We start from the raw sequence: 16,421 nt of genomic DNA, 5'->3' as shown, positions 1-16,421 counted from the left end.
AGACCGCCCATGATGAACGTGTCCTCCTGGTCGATCCGGAACCCGATTCCGGCGACGATGCTCTTCGTGCTCCTGACCTTTGGCGGGTTGCTGTCATTCCAGGCAATGAAGATCCAGAATTTTCCGGATATCGAGTTGCCGACAGTGTTGGTCACCGCCTCCCTGCCTGGCGCGGCACCGGCCCAGCTCGAAACCGAAGTGGCGCGCAAGCTCGAGAACTCGATTGCGACGGTGCAAGGCCTCAAGCACATGTATACCAAGGTGCAGGACGGCGGCGTCAGCATCACCGCCGAGTTCAGGCTGGAAAAACCGGTACAGGAAGCCGTCGATGATGTGCGCTCCGCGGTGGCGAAGGTGCGCAGCGACCTGCCCGGCGACTTGCGCGATCCGATCGTCAACAAGATGGATCTCGCCAGCCAGCCGGTGCTGGCCTTTACCATCAGTTCGCCGCGCATGGATGACGAAGCGCTGTCCTGGTTCGTCGACAACGACGTGGCGCGCAGGCTGCTCGCGGTGCGCGGCGTCGGTGCAGTCAACCGCGTCGGCGGCGTCACCCGCGAGGTGCATGTGGATCTCGATCCCGCGCGCCTGCAGGCGCTGAACACGACGGCGGCCGACATCTCGCGCCAGCTGCGGCTGGTGCAGACCGAAAGCGCCGGCGGCCGTGCCGACCTCGGCAACAGCGAGCAACCGATACGCACCCTTGCCACGGTCAAGTCGGCAGATGAATTGGCCAGGATGGAACTGGCCTTGTCCGATGGGCGCCGCATCCGCCTCGATGAGGTGGCAACGGTCACCGACACGATTGCCGAGCCGCGTGCCGCCGCCCTGCTGAACGGAAAGCCCGTCGTCGGCTTTGAAGTGGCGCGCAGCAAGGGTGAAAGCGAAGTGGCCGTTGGCGCAGCCGTGCAGCAGGCGCTCGCGGAGCTGAAGCAGCAGCACCCCCATCTGGAACTGACCGAAGCGTTCAACTTCGTCAAGCCGGTGGAAGAGGAATACAGCGGCTCCATGGACCTGCTGTACGAAGGCGCCATCCTGGCCGTGGTGGTGGTGTGGTTGTTCCTGCGCGACTTCCGGGCCACCTTCGTGTCGGCTGTCGCGCTGCCGCTGTCGGTGATTCCAGCCTTCATCGGCATGTATCTCCTCGGTTTTTCGATCAACGTAGTGACACTGCTGGCGTTGTCGCTGGTGGTCGGCATCCTCGTTGACGACGCCATCGTCGAGGTGGAAAACATCGTGCGCCACCTGCAGATGGGAAAAACGCCTTACCAGGCCGCCATGGAAGCGGCCGATGAAATCGGGCTCGCGGTGATCGCTACCACGTTCACGCTGATTGCCGTCTTCCTGCCGACCGCGTTCATGAGCGGCGTTGCGGGCAAGTTCTTCAAGCAGTTCGGCTGGACGGCGTCACTGGCGGTGTTCGCCTCGCTGGTCGTGGCGCGGATCCTGACGCCGATGATGGCGGCCTATATCCTCAAGCCCGCCGCAGCCGCGCACGGCGATCCGTGGTGGATGCAGTGGTATATGCGCTGGGCGGCATGGAGCCTGCGCCACCGTGCGATCACGATGCTGGCTGCCACCCTCTTCTTCATCGGTTCGATTGCACTGATCCCACTGCTGCCGACCGGCTTCATCCCGCCGGACGACAACTCGCAGACGCAGGTCTACCTGGAACTGCCGCCCGGCGCCACGCTGGAGCGCACCATGGCGACCGCCGAGCAAGCCCGCCAGCTGGTCAGCCAGATCGACCATGTGCAAAGCGTGTACACCACCATTGGCGGCGGCACGGCCGGCGGCGATCCGTTTGCGATGCAAGGCGCGGCGGAACCCCGCAAGGCGACCCTGACCATCCTGATGAGCCCGCGCGGCGAACGCCCGCGCAAGCAGGTGATCGAAAACCAGATGCGTGCGGCACTGGAAAAACTTCCCGGTGCCCGCAGCAAGGTCGGCCTCGGCGGCTCCGGCGAAAAGTACATCCTGGTGCTGACCGGCGAAGACCCGAACGCGCTGTCCACCGCCGCCCGTGCCGTCGAGCGCGACCTGCGCACGATCCCCGGCCTGGGCAGTGTCGCCTCCACGGCCAGCCTGGTCCGGCCGGAGATTGCGGTGCGCCCCGACTTCGCCCGTGCGGCCGACCTCGGCGTGACCAGTGCCGCCATCGGCGAAACCCTGCGCATCGCCACGGTCGGCGACTACGATATGTCCCTGGCGAAGATGAACCTGTCCCAGCGCCAGGTGCCGATCGTCGTGAAGCTGCAGGAATCCGCCCGCGAAGATTTGCATGTGCTGGAACGCCTGGCCGTGCCCGGCGCACGCGGGCCGGTCATGCTCGGACAGGTGGCGGAACTCGAGATTGCCGGCGGCCCCGCAGTGATCGACCGCTACGATCGCTCGCGCAACATCAACTTCGAGATCGAGTTGTCCGGCCTGCCGCTGGGTGATGTGAAGGTCGCCGTACAAAAACTGCCATCTGTCATGAACCTGCCGCCGGGCGTGCGCATCGTCGAAATCGGCGACGCCGAGGTGATGGGCGAGCTGTTCGCCAGCTTCGGTCTGGCGATGCTGACCGGCGTGCTGTGCATCTACATCGTGTTGGTGCTGCTGTTCAAGGATTTCCTGCATCCGGTCACGATCCTTGCCGCGCTGCCGCTGTCGTTGGGCGGCGCCTTCGTTGGCCTGCTGGTGGCGCAGAAGAGCTTTTCCATGCCGTCGCTGATCGGCCTCATCATGCTGATGGGTATCGCCACCAAGAACTCGATCCTGCTGGTCGAATACGCGATCGTCGCGCGGCGCGACCACCACATGAACCGGTTCGACGCGCTGCTCGATGCCTGCCACAAGCGCGCCCGCCCGATCATCATGACCACGCTCGCCATGGGTGCCGGCATGATGCCGATTGCACTGGGACTGGGCGCCTCCGACGCCAGCTTCCGCTCGCCGATGGCGATTGCGGTCATCGGCGGGCTGATTACCTCCACCGTACTCAGCCTGCTGGTGGTGCCGGCGGTGTTTACTTATATGGATGACCTGGAACACTTCATGCGGCGCACGGCAAACCGGCTGCGCGGCAAGCGGGGGACGGAGCCGGTTGCAGACCATTGACCGGCGCATTACGCCTTCACACACCTCCCTTGTGCGCGGAAAAGCGGAAAATCCCCGCTTTTCCGCTTTTCATTTCTGCTTCCGCAACGCCGCCTCCTTGAACATGAAGGGCACGGCTTTCCCTGGCAAGCCGTACAACTTCCCACAGGCGTACAACAGCACCTGCATGTTTTTTATTGTGGGTTCTTCCACTTCTCAATAAACTTGCCGGGCGTAAAAATTTCAATGATTTGCGGATGATCGCGCGCCCGCGCAACCCCGTCCGCCCTCCCGGAGAACCCTGATGGCAAACACCTATTTCCCCCAATGGCGCGTGCGCGCCAGTACCAATGACGGCGGCCGCCCCGTCATCGGCACCAGCGAGCGGCTGCCCTGGCCGCAGACCATCGCGATGGGCCTGCAGCACGTGGTCGCGATGTTCGGCGCGACCGTGCTGGCGCCGCTGCTGATGGGCTTTGATCCGAACCTTGCGATCTTCATGTCGGGCATCGGCACCTTGCTCTTCTTCGTGTTCGTCGGCGGGCGCGTACCGAGCTACCTCGGCTCCAGCTTCGCCTTCATCGGCCTCGTCATTCTCGTCACCGGCTACGGCGGACAGGGACCGAACATGAACATGGGCGTCGCGTTGGGTGGCATCATCGCCTGCGGCGCCGTCTATGCATTGATCGGCCTGCTGGTCATGGCGACCGGCACCGGCTGGATCGAGAAGCTGATGCCGCCGGTGGTCACCGGCGCCGTGGTCGCCGTGATCGGCCTGAACCTGGCACCGATCGCAGTGAAGGGTGTGTCGGGGAACAACTTCGATGCCTGGATGGCCCTGGCCACGATCCTCTGCGTCGGCACGGTGGCTGTCTTCACGCGCGGCATGGCGCAACGCCTGCTGATCCTGATCGGCCTGCTGCTGGCCTATGTGCTGTACCTCGTCCTCGCCAATGGCGCGGGACTGGGCAAGCCGATCGACTTCTCCGTGGTTGCCAACGCGGCATGGTTCGGCGTACCGAACTTCGTTGCACCGGTGTTCAAGGCGGATGCAATGGCACTGCTGGCGCCGGTCGCGATCATTCTCGTTGCGGAGAACCTCGGCCACATCAAGGCCGTCAGCGCGATGACCGGCGAAAACCTCGACCGTTACATGGGCCGCGCCTTTGTCGGCGACGGTGTGGCGACGATGCTGTCGGGCAGCGTCGGCGGTACCGGCGTGACGACCTATGCGGAAAACATCGGCGTCATGGCGGCGACGAAGATCTATTCGACGCTGGTGTTCGTGATCGCAGCGGTGATCGCGCTTGTGCTCGGCTTCTCGCCGAAGTTCGGCGCGATCATCCAGACCATCCCGGGCGCGGTGCTGGGCGGCGTGTCGATCGTGGTATTCGGCCTGATCACGGTGGCCGGCGCGCGCATCTGGGTGGAGAACAAGGTGGATTTCTCCGACAACCGCAACCTGATCGTCGCCGCTGTCACGCTGGTGCTTGGCGCAGGTGACTTCACGCTGAAGCTCGGTCAGTTCGCGCTCGGCGGCATCGGTACTGCGACCTTCGGCGCGATCATCCTGTATGCGATCCTGTCGATCGGCAGGAAAGACGCACAGTAACTCTCAAGACTGGCGGCGATGCCCGCTTCACGGTGCAACGCCGCCAGTCATCCCCGCTATTCCTTGAAGTAGACCACCTGGTGGCTGGACGCCAATAGCTTGCCCTCGGCGCTCCAGACCTCCGCACTCTGGTCGAAAAAACCCTTCCCGTAATGCAGTCCGCGCGCCACGCCAAGCAGCGGCGCGCTGCCCTGCTCCTCGAGTTGCGCGGCGTCGGCATGGAAGTATGTTGTGAGCGCAACCGTACCAGCGGCAGTCCATTTCTGCCGGCGGATGAAGATGCGCGGGAAGAAGGCATCGCAAATCGCCGCCAGCGACAGAAAGTCGAGCGGGCGCGGTGGCTGGTCGCGTATCCACAATCTTGTCTGTGACGGGTGGTCGGCCGGTTCGCCGGTGCCCAGGCCGCCGTCGATGAAACGCATGTCGTAACAGGCGGTCCAGGCTGCCTGCGGAATCGCCGGCGACTGCGCGACCTTGTCTGCCGGCGGCACCTGCGGGAAGACCGCATCGGTCGCGCCCCAGGTGTCGCGCCGGACCGCAGTGACTGCCGTGGCAAAAGCCGCAACCTGCCCATTCTGCGTCAGTTCGACAAACCAATGCTGCGTACTGCGGTTGGTGCGCAGCGGCCTTGCGTGAACAGAAAACTCGCCGTCCGAGATCGGCGCCGCGTAATGCACGGTAAAGGAGGTCGGATCGCCGAGCCGGTCCGGATGGCTGACGATGGCGTTGAGCAGCGTGGCGCCAATAATGCCGCCGAACGGTCCGACCATATTGGCGTAAGCCGCGCTGGTGCGGCCGGTCCAGGTGCTGGCGCCGACTGGCGCAAGCGCGACGGCAGCATCGAATGGGTGTTTCGGTGATTGGCTTGTCTCCATGCCTGTCCTTGCTTTCCTTTCTGATTCTTCTGTGTCGATGTATTCATGCCTCGATGCATGGCTGACTGTATAGCCGTGCTCGCTTTAACTCCGCCAGTAGTTGTTGGCCGCGGCGACAGTCTGGAAATTGATCGCCACCACTTGAGAGGACGCGATCAGCGCATCGGCGGACTGTGCGTATTCCGGCCGCAGCTTCTGCAGCACGGCCGGATCGGGCTGGGTGTACTTCACGCCCCGTCGGCTAAGGACAAGCGCAAGTTCAAAACCTTCCTGCGGTGTGGCGGTGATCAGTGAGGGAAGCCATGTGTCAGCCATATTGAGTCTCCTGTCGGTTGGGGGAACGGCACATCAAAAGTCGCCGGTCATGACACCAACCGGCAGCGCAGCAAACAGCGTATCACCATGCATGGAAGCCGACCTGAAGATAAGCCGGCTTGATTCGACGCAAATGCGCTGTGAATCACACAGTCTCAGTAATCAGTAGTAATGGTCAGGTGATACGGAATCGCACTGCAGGCATGCCGGTTCTGCCAAAGCACATTGACCATCGCATGTTCCGAGACGCCCAGATGCCGTGCCATCGCCTGCGCGCCGAGGATAGTGGCCGAACGGATCGCGCGCTCCTCGGCACTGTCGCGCAGGATCAGCGTGTGCCGGTCGATCTTCGCCGCCAGTTCCGGTGCAAAGCGCAGCACCTTGATCGATCGCATCACGCGCGGCATCTGGTAGCTGGCGGCTACCGTGATGTCGCAATCGACCTGGATTCCCTGCTCCATCAGATACCCGGCAAACCACATGACCGCGAGCTGTGCACGCATCAGGTACACATCCTGGCCGTAGGCCATCGGGAAGCGCTTCGCCAGCCGTTCGGCATCGTCGGAGGTCAGCGCTCCTCTGCGGCTGGCGGAAACCAGCTCGGCGGCGGCCTGCTCCAGTTGATCGCCGAACAGGATTTCGCGCAGGAATTGCGCACGACGCCTCGGCATGGAGATGTCGCCCAGCGCATCGATCACCGCCTGCTCCTCGCCGGAGCCGAGCCGCTCACGCAAGCGTACCGGCGTCGTTTCTTCTCCCCAGAAATGATCGAGCGCCGCCCTCAGGCCATGCGCACCACCTTCGTTGCCCCAGTGATAGCGCGCCATTCCGTCCGGCGTCGGCGTCCAGAACATGAAGTTCAGGCTGTTCAATGCGATGCAGAAGGTGGCCGCACCTTCCGGCGTCTGCCCGGCGGGTTTTCCGAACAGGCCGACCGTCATGTGGCTAAAGCGGTCCGAACGTGACGGCAGCCGTGCGATCGCCCCTTCATCGATGGCAACCAGCTCCGGCCGATAATCCTGATGTGCTTGCGCCAGAAGGCGCTTCTTCGCTGTTTGCGGTGTGTTCATTCAGTCTCTTCCATGGTTCGCCAGGCGCGCCAGGCACGATCGCCTGCCGATGCATCGACCTTGAGATTGTAGTTTCCGTTGAGAAATATGCCAATCGCGTAAATTCCGGCCAGGGCGTTACAACACGAGTGCTCGGGCTATAGTTACGCCTATATTCATTGTCGGAGAACGCTCATGCCCATTCCCTGGAGCCAGGTCATCCTGCATGGCCCCAAAGTCCTCGATGCCGCAACCACGCTGTGGGACAAGTGGAATTCCCGCCCACGCCCGCAGGCGATCGACCCCAATGCCGAATCCATGACGCAGATGGAGGCGGTCCTGCAACGTTTGCAACAGCTGGAAGAGGCTCAGGCGGCCAGTGCCGAGCTGGAGAAAAACATGGCGCAACAGATTGCGAGCCTGACGGCCGGATATGCCGAGCTATCGAGAAAGGCCACGATGGCGATCTGGACGGCGGCCGGCGCCCTCGTCGTTGCGTTCATCGCGGTGGGAGTCGCGCTGGCACGCTGATTATCCGGCGAACGCTCGGCGAACACCGGGCGAAACGTCCAGACGAAAAAAAGGGCCGCTTGCGGGGGTGGCGCGCGCGGCCCAAAGACGCTACAGCAACAGGTACGTCAGGTACTACGGGTGCTACGGGTGCTACTGATACATCTGGTACAGCCCATCGCTACTTCACATTTGCCATGTCCGGCAACTGATGGGCAATGCCCTTGTGGCAGTCGATGCAGGTTTTTTCCCCTTTGGCGAGGAAATCCGAGTGTGCATCCACCGCGCGCTTGGACTGCTTGGTGAAATCCATCGACTCGAACTGGTGGCAGTTGCGGCACTCCAGCGAGTTGTTCGCCTTCAGGCGGCGCCATTCATTCTGCGCCAGTTGGAGCCGGTGCGCCTCGAACTTCTCGCGGGTATCGATGGTGCCGAAGATCTTGCCCCAGACCTCCTTCGACGCCTGCATCTTGCGTGCCATCTTGTCGGTCCAGTTGTGCGGCACATGGCAGTCGGAGCAGATCGCGCGCACGCCACTGCGATTGCTGAAGTGGATCGTGCCCTGCAGTTCCGCATAGACGTTGTCGCGCATCTCATGGCAGCCGGTACAGAACTTCTCCGTATTGGTCGCTTCCATGGCGGTGTTGAAGCCGCCCCAGAAGATGATGCCGGCGATGAACGCGCCAATCGTCAGGAAGCCCAGGCTCAGGTGCGCGCTCGGCTTGCGCAGGATGTCCCAGTATCGCTTGAGGACTTTTTTCATTGCAGTCCTCTCACTTCTTCGCGTTGGCGGGTTTGGCCGGCTTGCTCAGCATCGTATCGACGTCAACGAACTGGTTTCCGACCAGCGGCTTCAGGTTCGCCTGCGGCACGTGGCATTGCATGCAGAAATAGCGCCGCGGCGACAGCTCGGCCAGGAAGTTGCCGTCCCGGTCCATGAAGTGCGTGACGCTGATCATCGGCGCCTGGCTCTCCTGCGTGCGGGTGCGCGCGTGGCACATCATGCACTTGTTCGCGTTCTTGTCGAGCTGATAGCCCTCGACCTTGTGCGGGATCACCGGCGGCTGCATCGCGTAATTACGTGCACGCCTGACGTCGCTGTTATCCGGATTAACCAGCGGCGGCGGCTGCGTCGTCTGGTCCAGCGGCGTCGGTCCGCGCATGCCGTCCACGAAGTCGGCGGCCGAGCCGACCAGGGGCACCAGCATGAGCAGTGTCATCAATGCTTTTTTCAGGTTCATGTCGGGCTCCTATACTTTGGTGATCTTGACCGCGCACTTCTTGAAGTCGGTCTGGAACGAGATCGGGTCGGTGGCGTCCAGCGTCACCTTGTTGATCAGCTGGCTGGCGTCAAAGAACGGCACGAACACCAGTCCGCGCGGCGGCTTGTTGCGCCCGCGGGTTTCCACACGCGAGCGAATCGAACCGCGGCGCGATGCGATCTCGACCAGGTCGCCACGGCGTGCGCCCATTGCCTTGGCGTCTTCCGGATGCATGTAGCACACCGCATTCGGCACGGCGCGGTACAGTTCCGGCACGCGGCGCGTCATCGTGCCGGTGTGCCAGTGCTCCAGCACGCGGCCCGTCGACAGCCAGAACGGAAATTCCTTGTCCGGCGATTCCGCAGGCGGCTCGTACGGCAATGCGAAAATCACCGCCTTGCCGTCCGGATGGCCGTAGAACTCGTAGCCCAAGCCCTTCTTCACGTACGGATCGGCGCCTTCGCGATAGCGCCATTGCGTTTCCTTGCCATCGACCACCGGCCAGCGCAGGCCGCGCTCCTTGTGATAGGTGTCGAACGGTGCAAGATCATGTCCATGGCCGCGGCCGAAGGACGCATATTCCTCGAACAGACCCTTCTGGATGTAGAAGCCGAATGCCTTGGCTTCGTCGTTCACAAAGCCGGCCTCGATCTGGCTGTTCGGGAACTTGTTGACCACACCGTTCTTGAACAGCAGGTCATACATCGTCTTGCCGCGCCATTGCGGTGCCTTGTCGAGCAGCTCCTTGCTCCACACCTCTTCCATCTTGAAGCGCTTGGAGAATTCGACCAGCTGCCACAAGTCGGAACGTGCTTCCCCCGGTGCGCTGACCAGCTGGTGCCAGAACTGCGTACGACGCTCGGCATTGCCGTAGGCGCCTTCCTTTTCCACCCACATGGCGGTCGGCAGCACGAGGTCGGCAGCCAGCGTCGATGCGGTCGGATACGGATCGGACACGACGACGAAGGTGCTCGGATTGCGCCAGCCGGGCAGGATTTCCTGCATCACGTTCGGACCGGCCTGCACGTTGTTGTTGGCCATGACCCAGTAGGCGTTCAGCTTGCCGTCCTTCAGCATGCGGCTTTGCACGACCGCGTGGAAACCGGGTTTCTCCGGAATCGTTCCCGCAGGCAGTTGCCAGATCTTCTCGGCGATCTCGCGGTGCTTCGGATTGGCGACGACCATGTCGGCCGGCAGGCGATGCGAGAAGGTGCCGACTTCGCGCGCGGTACCGCACGCGGACGGCTGGCCGGTCAGCGAGAACGGGCTGTTGCCCGGCGTGGCGATCTTGCCGGTCAGCAGATGGATGTTGTACAGCAGGTTGCTGCACCATACGCCGCGCGTATGCTGGTTGAAGCCCATCGTGAAGAAGGACGTGACCTTGACCTTCGGGTCTGCATACAGCTCGGCCAGGCGCTTCAACTTGTCCTTCGGCACGCCCGACAGCTTCGACGTGTAGTCGGCGTCATAGGTGCTGACGAACTTGGCAAACTCGTCGAAGGTGATCGGCTTGCTGCCGCCTGCATCGGGGCCGGCATTCTTCGCGGCCTTCTGCAGCGGATGCTCCGGACGCAGGCCGTAGCCGATGTCGGTATTGCCCTGCACGAAGCGGGTGTGCTTGTTGACAAAGTCCTTGTTGACCTTGTTGTTCTTGATGATGTAGTTGGCGATGTAATTCAGGATCGCCAGGTCGGACTGCGGCGTGAAGACGATCGGCAGGTCGGCCAGTTCGAAGCTGCGGTGCTCGTAGGTCGACATCACCGACACCTTCACATGCGGCGACGACAGCTTGCGGTCAGTGATACGGGTCCACAGGATCGGATGCATTTCCGCCATGTTGGAGCCCCACAGCACGAAGGCGTCGGCGGCTTCGATATCCTCGTAGCAGCCCATCGGCTCGTCCATGCCGAAGGTGCGCATGAAGCCGGCCACGGCGGATGCCATGCAGTGGCGCGCATTCGGGTCGATGTTGTTGGAGCGGAAGCCGGCCTTGAACAGCTTGGCCGCGGCATAGCCTTCCCACACGGTCCATTGGCCGGAACCGAACATGCCGATACCGGTCGGCCCCTTGTCGCGCAGCGCCTGCTTGAACTTCTGCGCCATCACGTCGAAGGCGGTGTCCCACGACACCGGCGCGAACTCGCCGTTCTTGTCGTACTTGCCGTCCTTCATGCGCAGCAGCGGCTTGGTCAGGCGGTCTTCGCCGTACATGATCTTCGACAGGAAGTAGCCCTTGACGCAGTTCAGGCCCCGGTTGACCTCGGCGTTGATGTCGCCGTGCGTCGCGACCACGCGGCCGTCCTTGACGCCGACGTTGACGCCGCAGCCGGTGCCGCAGAAGCGGCATGGAGCCTTGTCCCATTTCAGCTGGGTTTTCGATGCATCCGTGACGACGTTGGATGCAATGGATTCGATCGGGATGCCGACCGAAGTTGCTGCCGTGGCGGCAGCGGTTTGCTTGATGAAGTCGCGTCGGGTGAGCTTCATTGGGTGACCTCCTGGTCGATTGCGGCAAGCGGTTCCGCGTGTTGATAGACGAGTGCGACGTTGAGGACGCCCGGCAGCGAGCGCATCGCGTCCATGTAATCGACCGCGCGCCGTGCGCTGTCGGTTTCCAGTGTGATGACAGCCTTGCCGCTGCCATCGGTGCCATGCACGTCGGCACCGGGTATTTCGCCGATGCAGGACAGCACGGAGTCGAGCTGTGCCGGCTGGGCATACACGACTACGCCTGCAATATGAACTTCCTGTTCCATCGTCAGCAGCCTTTAGTGAAATAAATGAATTCGAAAATTGAAACTGTCGTCATTGCGCGGGCAGGTACGGTTACCCTGCCCTTTTGCATGCTTTTCAGCCTGTCGGGAGCGAGCCGGTCAACAGCTGCATCATCCAGACGAAGAAGCCATAGCCGCCGACGACCATCACTGCCAGGATCGGCGCGGTGATGATGGTCAGGACCAGGAAGGCGCGCAGTTCCTGCGCCTTGGTGGGAGAGTCATCGTTTTTTTTCATGTTTCTCTTTGGTGTTTGCCGAATAAGGTTGCAACGAGCCGGCCCACGGGACGAGGCGCCCGGCGGGATAACAGGTAATACTGGATAAGGGAAGTCAGGTAGCGGAAAGGCGTTAAGGCCTCAGTGCTCCTCGTTCGCAGCGATCGCTGCGCAAGCTGGTGGTTGCATGGGTGTTTGACCTCATCGTTTTTTTAGAAAAAGGCATCATCGCTTTGTCGTTGATTCATTGAGCTTTCAAAGCGAGGCCCGGTTGGAGCAATCCTATCGGAGTGAGAATGTGTGAAACCTTGACCTGGATCAATTTTGCCGGGAGTATAAACCACAATGCACAACGTGGTTTTTCTTGTGGTAACTCACCCGTCTTTTCTCTTGGTTATTAAGTGACTTATGGTCGAAAGCCTATGTCTGGACCCTGGCCCCTTATCTCTGCACTGTCATGGCAGCCGGCAGCCCCAGCCGCCTCTTCGGCCGGGTGCAGCCCATCCTGAATCCGCTGAATGCGGTCGATACAGGGACGGCAGCGCCGCCTGTGATTGACCTGAAAGAAGTCGCCGGCTCGTGACACCGCTTTGGCCGTTACCTGCGGAGACCGGGATTATTGAAATGTGCTTTAAAAAATGATCGCCCAAGCTCCGTCTGAACGGAACCTGGGCTCGGATGCCAGGAGGCGGAGATCAGCGTCGGAAGATCTGGACCGCACGCCGCAGCGTGCCGGCCTGCTGTTTGAGGCATTCGCTGGTGGCGGCGTTTTGCTCGGCCAGGGCGGCGTTTTGCTGGGTCGTGCGTTCGATATCACTGATAGCGCGATTGACGTCGCTCACGCCCTGCGATTGCTCGTTGGCCGCTTGCGTGATCTCCTGCACCAGCGTGGTGACGTCCGACACGGAGCGCACCATGGAGTTGATGATCTCTGCAGCCGAATTGACATGGTTCGCACCTTGGCTGACCTGTTCGCTGGAGGCCGTGATCAGGGTGCGAATCTCCTTGGCCGATTCGGCGCTGCGGTTGGCCAGGGTGCGCACTTCGGAGGCAACCACCGCAAAGCCCCTGCCCATTTCGCCCGCCCGCGCCGCTTCCACCGCCGCGTTCAGCGCGAGGATATTGGTCTGGAAGGCGATGCTCTCGATCACCTTGATGACTTCCGTCACCCGCCCCGATGCGTCGTCGATCGACTTCATGGTCTTCACCAGGTCTGCTACCGAGGCGCCGCCGGTATCGGCCGTGCGGCTGACTTCCAGGGTGCTGCTTTCCACCTGCTTCGCCGTGCTGGCTGTTTGCTGGACCACCGAGGTGATCTGCTCCATGGCAGCCGCGGTCCGCTCGACGCTGGACGACTGTTCTTCCGAGCGCCCTGCCAAATGGTTGCTGCCCTGGGAAATTTCCTCGGCGGCTGCCGTGATGCTGGATACTTCCGCCCGCACATCCTCGACGATCGCCTGCATGTTCAGATTGATCAGGCGGATGTTCCGGATCAGCTTGCCGATCGGGTGGCGCATATCGAAGGACATGTCGCCCTCCAGATTGCAGCCGGCGATGCGCGCAGCCAGCCGGGTACAGTCATCCAGGGGCTTGGCCACAGCCCGGTGGAACCAGCCCAGCACCGCGGCTGCGCCCAGCACCAGTACGCCGACGTCGAGTGCCGGCCCAAAGCTTGTGCCGGCCCCGAGCAAGTGGCTGGCCAGAAGGGCCGACAGCCACAGGCCCAGCGCCATGGTCATGCGTTGGGTCAGCGAGAGGCGAAACACGCGCTGCGGCCAGTCGCGCCAGCCCACCTTGCGTACACCGCCGGCATGCAGGCGCACGCGTGGCCCGCCATTTCCGGGGTTGCGAAGGTGCTGGTACAGGGCTTCCGCCTCGGCGATCTGCGCGCGGGTGGGCTTGGTCCGCACCGAGATATAACTGACGTTCTTGCCGTTGCGGACCACCGGGGTGACATTTGCCAGCACCCAGTAGTGATCCCCGTTCTTGCAGCGGTTCTTGACCACGCCCGACCAGGGGCGGCCGCGGCCGATCGTGGACCACATGTCGCGGAACGCTTCCGGCGGCACATCGGGATGGCGCACAAGGTTGTGCGGCTGCCCCAGCAGTTCGTCGTAGTCATAGCCGCTGATCGCCACAAAGACGGCGTTGCAATGGGTGATGCGTCCTTGGGCGTCGGTCGTCGAAACGAGCATGGCTCCATCGCTTAACTCGACTTCACGCTGAGTAACGGGCAGGTTGGTGCGCATCGATGTCTCTATTGATAGTAGAGCGCCCGGGGAAGAATGCGAGGTTGGGCGTGTCACCTCCGACAGCGGCGGTGACTGTGACAACCGCACTGGCGAGATCAGGAAGATCGCAGGGTGTAATGATATGAATCAATCTTCGTGCATCCATGATCCAGATCAAGATTAGTTACCATATGGCGATCTTCCGCAGCAACCGGCGAGCGCTACTCTGGCCGCCCCAACCATCGTGATGCGGCTTCACTGACCCGGCAGTCCGGCTCAATGTTGACTGGTTTCGTGCATCTCCCGTGGAGAAGCCGCAAACGTTTTTCAGCGATCTTTATCGATCTTCAGCGACCTGCAGCGATCTTCAGTGATCGATCGGGATAATATCCGCGATGTCGAGCACCTCACATGGTGATGTGGATTCCCGATGCATCGGCCGCATGGCCATTCATCAATGTGTACTGGTGTACGACACGGCGCCCAGCAACCGGTCGATTTCATCTGCGGTGCGCGGTTTGTGGAACAGATAGCCCTGGCCAATATCGCAGCCCTGGTCGCGCAGGAAATGCGCCTGGTCGCGCGTCTCCACGCCTTCTGCAATGACCTTGATGTTGAGTTCCTTGCCGATGTTGATGATAGTCCTGACGATGCTGCAGTCCTTGGCATTGCCGGGAATTGCAGTGACGAAGGACTTGTCGATCTTCAGTGCATCAACCGACAGGCGCGTCAGGTAACTCAGCGAGGAATAGCCGGTACCGAAATCGTCGATGGAGACCTGCACGCCCAGCTGCTTGATGCGACTGAGCTCCTGCGCCGCGCGCTCGCTCATCAGCGCGCGCTCGGTGATTTCGATCTCCAGCTGGTGCGCGGGCAGTCCGGACTCCGCCAGCGCGTCGCTGACCACCTGCACGAAATCCTCGCCGAGCAGCTCTGCTGCCGACACGTTGACGGCGACTACCCAGTTGGCACCGAGCAGGTTCCACTGCTGCACCTGTTTGCATGCCTCCCGCAGCACCCACACGCCGATCGGCAGGATGAGCCCGGTCTTTTCCGCGATCGGGATGAATTCATCGGGAGAGACGACCCCCAGCTCTGGATGCGTCCAGCGCAACAGCGTTTCGACGCCAACAATGCGGTGCGTCCTTGCATCCACCTGCGGCTGAAAGCGCAGCTCGAACTCCTTGCGTTCCACCGCACGATGCAAGCCGCTGGTCAGGATCTGCGCACGTGTCGGTGCAGTATCGACGGTTTCACGAAAAAAACGATAGCGTGCGCGCCCTTCCGTCTTTGCCTTGGCGACCGCTTCGTTCGCGCAGTCCAGCAGCTGCCCTGCACTGGAAGCATCGTCGGGATAGATCGCGATGCCGATACTAAAGCCGAGGTATTTCTCCGGCATTTCCGGGATCAGAGAAGGTGTCAGCGCATCGATCAGGCGCCCGGCAAAGGATGAAAGGTCTTCGATGGAATTCGCGCGCGACACCATTATCGCAAACTCGTCATTGCGCAGGCGCGCAACCGCTTCGCCTTTCCTCGCCGTTTCTGCGAGTCGACTGGCAATCTCGATCAGGACCTGATTGCCGCTGACAAAGCCAAACTCCTGATTGACTGACTTGAAGTTGTCGAGGTTGACGAAGACGAGCGCAATGCGCGTCCCTTCACGATAACCCTGCCTGACATGACTCGACAGCAGGTCACGGAAAAACTTCCCGTTGTGCAGGCCGGTGAGCTCGTCGTGGTTCTCTGCAAATTCGGCACGAGCGGTCAGCCGTCCGCGCTCGCGCAGGTCAAACAGCAGATACGCATATGCGAGCGCCATGAACAGGGCAATACTTGCACCAAAGAGATAGGTACTGTGTTCGGCACGCTCGCCGCGCTGCACAGACGTCTGTTTGATTCGTGCGAGCTCGGCACGTTTGTCGGTGACCATTTCTCCGGACAACATCCGCAGGCGATCCATGATCAGCTTGCCACGGTCACTGTTCACCATTGCCAGCGCCGCGGCATGCCTCCCCTGCTTGTGGAGAACCACCGTCTGGTGCAGCTCGTCGAGCTTTTCTATCTTGATCCGGTTTATCTCGGCGAGGTGGAGCTGATAGCGGCTTTCCTCCTTGAGGCCCCGCGCCAGCCAGTCGAGGCGTGCATCGATTTCCTTCAGGGCATTTTCATACGGCTCGAGATAGCGCGGGTTGCTGGTCAGCAGATAGCCGCGCTGCCCGATCTCGGCGTCCTGGAATGCCGAGAGCGTGAGGTTCAATGCCCGCAGCTGTTCGTTGACGTGGTTAATCCGTTCCTCGGCAGCGATATATTCGCGATGATCGTTGAGCGTGCGCCAGCCGGAAAAGACCAGCAGTACGGAAACGATGACGATCAGGACAATAAGCCCAATCTCCAGACGTTGGTTCTTCAGGTTTGTCATCGATAAGGTTTGTCATCGATATCAGGCCGAAGATTAGCTGTCATTTCCTGCTTTACCTTCCTGCTCGCAGCACGTC

Annotated in this window: 15 protein-coding genes; 4 read left to right on the top strand and 11 right to left on the bottom strand. The window is 61.7% G+C overall.

Annotation, left to right across the window (positions count from 1 at the left end):
• The first annotated feature begins 12 nt into the window (after positions 1-12).
• Positions 13-3,102, top strand: coding sequence for an efflux RND transporter permease subunit (locus ACYVIA_RS12815; protein WP_460841570.1), 3,090 nt, complete (start codon positions 13-15; stop codon positions 3,100-3,102).
• Positions 3,103-3,118: 16 nt separating this feature from the next.
• Here the strand turns inward: ACYVIA_RS12815 and ACYVIA_RS12810 are convergent, their stop codons facing one another.
• Positions 3,119-3,328: a hypothetical protein gene (locus tag ACYVIA_RS12810; protein WP_460841338.1), complete on the bottom strand. Its 210-nt coding sequence runs from the start codon at positions 3,326-3,328 to the stop codon at positions 3,119-3,121.
• Between the two features lie 57 nt (positions 3,329-3,385).
• Here ACYVIA_RS12810 and ACYVIA_RS12805 point away from each other — a divergent pair, with 57 nt between their 5' ends.
• Positions 3,386-4,693: a solute carrier family 23 protein gene (locus ACYVIA_RS12805; protein ID WP_460841336.1), complete on the top strand. Its 1,308-nt coding sequence runs from the start codon at positions 3,386-3,388 to the stop codon at positions 4,691-4,693.
• Positions 4,694-4,749: 56 nt separating this feature from the next.
• On the opposite strand, the gene ACYVIA_RS12800 is transcribed toward ACYVIA_RS12805, so the two are convergent.
• The 3 genes from ACYVIA_RS12800 to ACYVIA_RS12790 all read right to left on the bottom strand — a co-directional run bounded on the left by ACYVIA_RS12800 (position 4,750) and on the right by ACYVIA_RS12790 (position 6,953).
• Positions 4,750-5,568: an acyl-CoA thioesterase gene (locus ACYVIA_RS12800; protein WP_460841334.1), complete on the bottom strand. Its 819-nt coding sequence runs from the start codon at positions 5,566-5,568 to the stop codon at positions 4,750-4,752.
• An 84-nt stretch (positions 5,569-5,652) separates the two neighbouring features.
• Positions 5,653-5,883, bottom strand: a complete 231-nt coding sequence (locus ACYVIA_RS12795; RefSeq protein ID WP_460841332.1) for a hexameric tyrosine-coordinated heme protein — start codon at positions 5,881-5,883, stop codon at positions 5,653-5,655.
• Positions 5,884-6,038: 155 nt separating this feature from the next.
• Positions 6,039-6,953 (bottom strand): queuosine salvage family protein, encoded by a 915-nt coding sequence (locus ACYVIA_RS12790; RefSeq protein ID WP_460841330.1) that lies wholly within the window; start codon positions 6,951-6,953, stop codon positions 6,039-6,041.
• 174 nt (positions 6,954-7,127) lie between these two features.
• Between ACYVIA_RS12790 and ACYVIA_RS12785 the strand changes: the two genes are divergently transcribed.
• Positions 7,128-7,463 carry a hypothetical protein gene (locus ACYVIA_RS12785; protein ID WP_460841328.1) on the top strand — a complete coding sequence of 112 codons (336 nt, stop codon included), beginning with the start codon at positions 7,128-7,130 and terminating at the stop codon, positions 7,461-7,463.
• A gap of 160 nt (positions 7,464-7,623) precedes the next feature.
• Here the strand turns inward: ACYVIA_RS12785 and ACYVIA_RS12780 are convergent, their stop codons facing one another.
• The 5 genes from ACYVIA_RS12780 to ACYVIA_RS12760 form a co-directional block, all read right to left on the bottom strand.
• The gene (locus ACYVIA_RS12780; RefSeq protein ID WP_460841326.1) at positions 7,624-8,205 is read right to left on the bottom strand and encodes a cytochrome c3 family protein; all 582 of its coding nucleotides are present in this window, start codon (positions 8,203-8,205) and stop codon (positions 7,624-7,626) included.
• 10 nt (positions 8,206-8,215) lie between these two features.
• Positions 8,216-8,683: a nitrate reductase cytochrome c-type subunit gene (locus ACYVIA_RS12775; protein ID WP_460841325.1), complete on the bottom strand. Its 468-nt coding sequence runs from the start codon at positions 8,681-8,683 to the stop codon at positions 8,216-8,218.
• A gap of 9 nt (positions 8,684-8,692) precedes the next feature.
• Positions 8,693-11,191, bottom strand: coding sequence for a nitrate reductase catalytic subunit NapA (gene napA, locus ACYVIA_RS12770; protein ID WP_460841323.1), 2,499 nt, complete (start codon positions 11,189-11,191; stop codon positions 8,693-8,695).
• Positions 11,188-11,460, bottom strand: a complete 273-nt coding sequence (locus ACYVIA_RS12765) for a chaperone NapD (protein WP_460841321.1) — start codon at positions 11,458-11,460, stop codon at positions 11,188-11,190. The genes napA and ACYVIA_RS12765 overlap by 4 nt, the downstream gene beginning before the upstream one ends.
• Before the next feature lie 94 nt (positions 11,461-11,554).
• On the bottom strand, positions 11,555-11,716 hold the full coding sequence (locus ACYVIA_RS12760; protein WP_460841319.1) for a periplasmic nitrate reductase, NapE protein: 162 nt from the start codon (positions 11,714-11,716) through the stop codon (positions 11,555-11,557).
• A gap of 436 nt (positions 11,717-12,152) precedes the next feature.
• Between ACYVIA_RS12760 and ACYVIA_RS12755 the strand changes: the two genes are divergently transcribed.
• Complete coding sequence (locus ACYVIA_RS12755; RefSeq protein WP_460841318.1) at positions 12,153-12,278, top strand: hypothetical protein; 126 nt, start codon at positions 12,153-12,155, stop codon at positions 12,276-12,278.
• 112 nt (positions 12,279-12,390) lie between these two features.
• Here ACYVIA_RS12755 and ACYVIA_RS12750 read toward each other — a convergent pair whose 3' ends face one another.
• Positions 12,391-13,944 carry a methyl-accepting chemotaxis protein gene (locus ACYVIA_RS12750; RefSeq protein WP_460841316.1) on the bottom strand — a complete coding sequence of 518 codons (1,554 nt, stop codon included), beginning with the start codon at positions 13,942-13,944 and terminating at the stop codon, positions 12,391-12,393.
• A 436-nt stretch (positions 13,945-14,380) separates the two neighbouring features.
• Positions 14,381-16,345, bottom strand: a complete 1,965-nt coding sequence (locus tag ACYVIA_RS12745) for a putative bifunctional diguanylate cyclase/phosphodiesterase (protein WP_460841314.1) — start codon at positions 16,343-16,345, stop codon at positions 14,381-14,383.
• Positions 16,346-16,421 lie beyond the last annotated feature (76 nt).

The organism is Noviherbaspirillum agri, assembly GCF_054780595.1.
This window is presented reverse-complemented; position numbering and strand designations above follow the sequence as displayed.

Excerpts from the sequence above, each read along its gene's own strand:
- ACYVIA_RS12785 (WP_460841328.1), top strand. The coding sequence starts at position 7,128 with ATGCCCATTCCCTGGAGCCAGGTCATCCTGCATGGCCCCAAAGTCCTC.
- ACYVIA_RS12795 (WP_460841332.1), bottom strand. The coding sequence starts at position 5,883 with ATGGCTGACACATGGCTTCCCTCACTGATCACCGCCACACCGCAGGAA.
- ACYVIA_RS12790 (WP_460841330.1), bottom strand. The coding sequence starts at position 6,953 with ATGAACACACCGCAAACAGCGAAGAAGCGCCTTCTGGCGCAAGCACAT.
- napA (WP_460841323.1), bottom strand. The coding sequence starts at position 11,191 with ATGAAGCTCACCCGACGCGACTTCATCAAGCAAACCGCTGCCGCCACG.
- ACYVIA_RS12755 (WP_460841318.1), top strand. The coding sequence starts at position 12,153 with ATGGCAGCCGGCAGCCCCAGCCGCCTCTTCGGCCGGGTGCAGCCCATC.
- ACYVIA_RS12805 (WP_460841336.1), top strand. The coding sequence starts at position 3,386 with ATGGCAAACACCTATTTCCCCCAATGGCGCGTGCGCGCCAGTACCAAT.
- ACYVIA_RS12750 (WP_460841316.1), bottom strand. The coding sequence starts at position 13,944 with ATGCGCACCAACCTGCCCGTTACTCAGCGTGAAGTCGAGTTAAGCGAT.
- ACYVIA_RS12800 (WP_460841334.1), bottom strand. The coding sequence starts at position 5,568 with ATGGAGACAAGCCAATCACCGAAACACCCATTCGATGCTGCCGTCGCG.
- ACYVIA_RS12765 (WP_460841321.1), bottom strand. The coding sequence starts at position 11,460 with ATGGAACAGGAAGTTCATATTGCAGGCGTAGTCGTGTATGCCCAGCCG.
- ACYVIA_RS12745 (WP_460841314.1), bottom strand. The coding sequence starts at position 16,345 with ATGACAAACCTGAAGAACCAACGTCTGGAGATTGGGCTTATTGTCCTG.
- ACYVIA_RS12760 (WP_460841319.1), bottom strand. The coding sequence starts at position 11,716 with ATGAAAAAAAACGATGACTCTCCCACCAAGGCGCAGGAACTGCGCGCC.
- ACYVIA_RS12815 (WP_460841570.1), top strand. The coding sequence starts at position 13 with ATGAACGTGTCCTCCTGGTCGATCCGGAACCCGATTCCGGCGACGATG.
- ACYVIA_RS12780 (WP_460841326.1), bottom strand. The coding sequence starts at position 8,205 with ATGAAAAAAGTCCTCAAGCGATACTGGGACATCCTGCGCAAGCCGAGC.
- ACYVIA_RS12775 (WP_460841325.1), bottom strand. The coding sequence starts at position 8,683 with ATGAACCTGAAAAAAGCATTGATGACACTGCTCATGCTGGTGCCCCTG.